We start from the raw sequence: 1,979 nt of genomic DNA, 5'->3' as shown, positions 1-1,979 counted from the left end.
GGACGTCGTACATGCCCAGGGGGAGGGTGTCGCCCCAGAGCCAGTCGTTGACCGTGCCGTCGAAGCCCGCCGGTGGGCCGACGGTGAGGAGGCGCGGGGCCAGGGGGCACAGGTGAACCTGGAACGGCGCCGGGGGTGCGAGGTGGACGCGGCGTGGGGAGTCCCAGAAGTCGTTGAAGTCGCTCTGGCCGAGGTGCAGCGTGGCGGCGATCGTCCGGGTTCCGGCGGCCGGGCCGGTGGCGAGCCAGGACCAGTGGTCGGTCAGAAGGCGGCGGGCCGTCGTGCGCAGGACGTTGAGCGCGGCCACGTCGTGCGGGCAGGCGACGTCGCTGATCTGGAGTTCCGGGAGGCCGAAGCGGCGGAGGCCGCGGGTTCGCAGGCGTACGCAGGCGCAGCCGTCGACGCCCTCGGGGTCCAGGTGGGGCTCGGGGGCCGTGCACCGGCCGTTGGCGCGAAACGGCGGCAGAACGTCGCCGAGCCACTGGTCGGCCAGCACGAAGTGCGCTCTCTCGGTGGCGGACGGCGCCAGCACATGGCCGGTGACGAGGTCGGCCGTGATCCCGCCGGTGGCGTCCGCGATGGCATGCGCGGCCGCGCGGGCGACCTGGACGCCGCGGGGCTGGTCGGTGATCGGCGCGAACGCGGTGACGACGGCGAATTCCGCGGCGTCGTTGAAGGTCCGTGCGGCCTGCCCGTCCTCGGGCCGGGCCGCCTTGATGTGCCCCGGGTCCCAGCGCAGGCACGCGAGGTCCTCCCGGGTGACCCGCAATTGGGGTGAGCCGAGCCGTCCCGCGATGTGGGCGTGGTAGGGGCCGGCCGGACTCCCGTGCAGCAGGCCGGTGAGGTCGCCCGGAATGCTCGTGGCCGCGACGGCGAAACGGGAGGTCGTGGTGGACGGGACCGGGAACGTGATCGTGGCCATCGGGCCGCTCCTTCCAGGGCAGGGCATGACGTCCGGCAAGCATGCGCGGCCCTCCCGCCCCGGAGCCGTAGAACGCCATTCTGTGGATAACCCCGCGATCGCAGAGCGTTGCCCGATGTGGTCACCCACCGAATAGGTGAGAATCGCCCAACGCAGGCCGCGACATTCGGTAAGTTTGCCGTCACCCACGGTTAGAGTGATGTGAGAGGCGACGTATGTGCCGACTTTTCGGTATGAGCACGGGAGGCCCCCGGGTCCGGGCCGCTCACTGGCTGCTGGACGCGCCCCGGAGCCTGCGTTCGCAGAGTCACCGGATGCGGCACGGCGCCGGCGTCGGATGGTTCTCCCTCGGCGGTGAGCCGGTCCGTGACCGCGCGCCCCTGGCCGCTTTCGAGAACGCCGACTTCGATCTGCACGCCCGGAACGTCCCCTCCCATACGTTCGTGTCGCACGTCCGGGACGCCTCGGTGGGCGGGCTGACCGTGCACAACTGCCACCCGTTCGTGATGGGCGACCGCCTGTTCGCGCACAACGGCGTGGTGAAGGGCCTGGACACCCTCGGGACATGGCTGACGGACGTGGAACGCGCCCGCGTGTCCGGCGAGACCGACTCCGAACTGGTCTTCGCCTACGTGACCGCGGAGATCCGCCGCCGCGGCGACACGACGGCGGGGATCGTCGAGGCCGTACGGCGCATCGCGGCCGAACTCCCGGTCTTCTCCCTCAACCTGCTCATGGCCGAGGCCGGTCGGATATGGGCGCTGCGCTACCCGGAGAGCAATGAGCTGTGGGTCCTGTCGCCCGGCCTGGGCGGTGTCAGCGGGATCGCCGGCGAGACCGGGGCGGACGGTCCCGTTCCCGCCGTCGTGATCGCGAGCGAGCCGATGGACGACCGGCCGGGCTGGCGCATCCTCCAGCCCGGCGAACTGCTCACCGTGGACGGCCTCACCGAGACCTCGCAGTTTCCGTTCGCGCCCCTGAGCCATCCCCTGCGCCGGTCGGACCTGTCCATCCGCGAGGCCGCCTCCCAGGCCGCCCTCCCCGCGACCGCGAGTCC

Annotated in this window: 2 protein-coding genes; one reads left to right on the top strand and one right to left on the bottom strand. The window is 72.0% G+C overall.

Going from position 1 to position 1,979, the window contains the following annotated elements; all coding sequences use genetic code 11:
• Positions 1–922, bottom strand: a 922-nt coding sequence (locus E1281_RS39335; RefSeq protein ID WP_131884763.1) for a hypothetical protein, incomplete at its 3' end; no start/stop codon positions are given.
• Between the two features lie 233 nt (positions 923–1,155).
• Here E1281_RS39335 and E1281_RS39330 point away from each other — a divergent pair.
• On the top strand, positions 1,156–1,979 hold an 824-nt coding region (locus E1281_RS39330), incomplete at its 3' end, for a class II glutamine amidotransferase (protein WP_243717812.1).

It is taken from the genome of Actinomadura sp. KC345 (assembly GCF_004348515.1).
GTDB lineage: Bacteria > Actinomycetota > Actinomycetes > Streptosporangiales > Streptosporangiaceae > Spirillospora.
The sequence above is the reverse complement of the archived record's forward strand: the minus strand, read 5'-3'. Positions and strand labels throughout refer to the sequence as shown.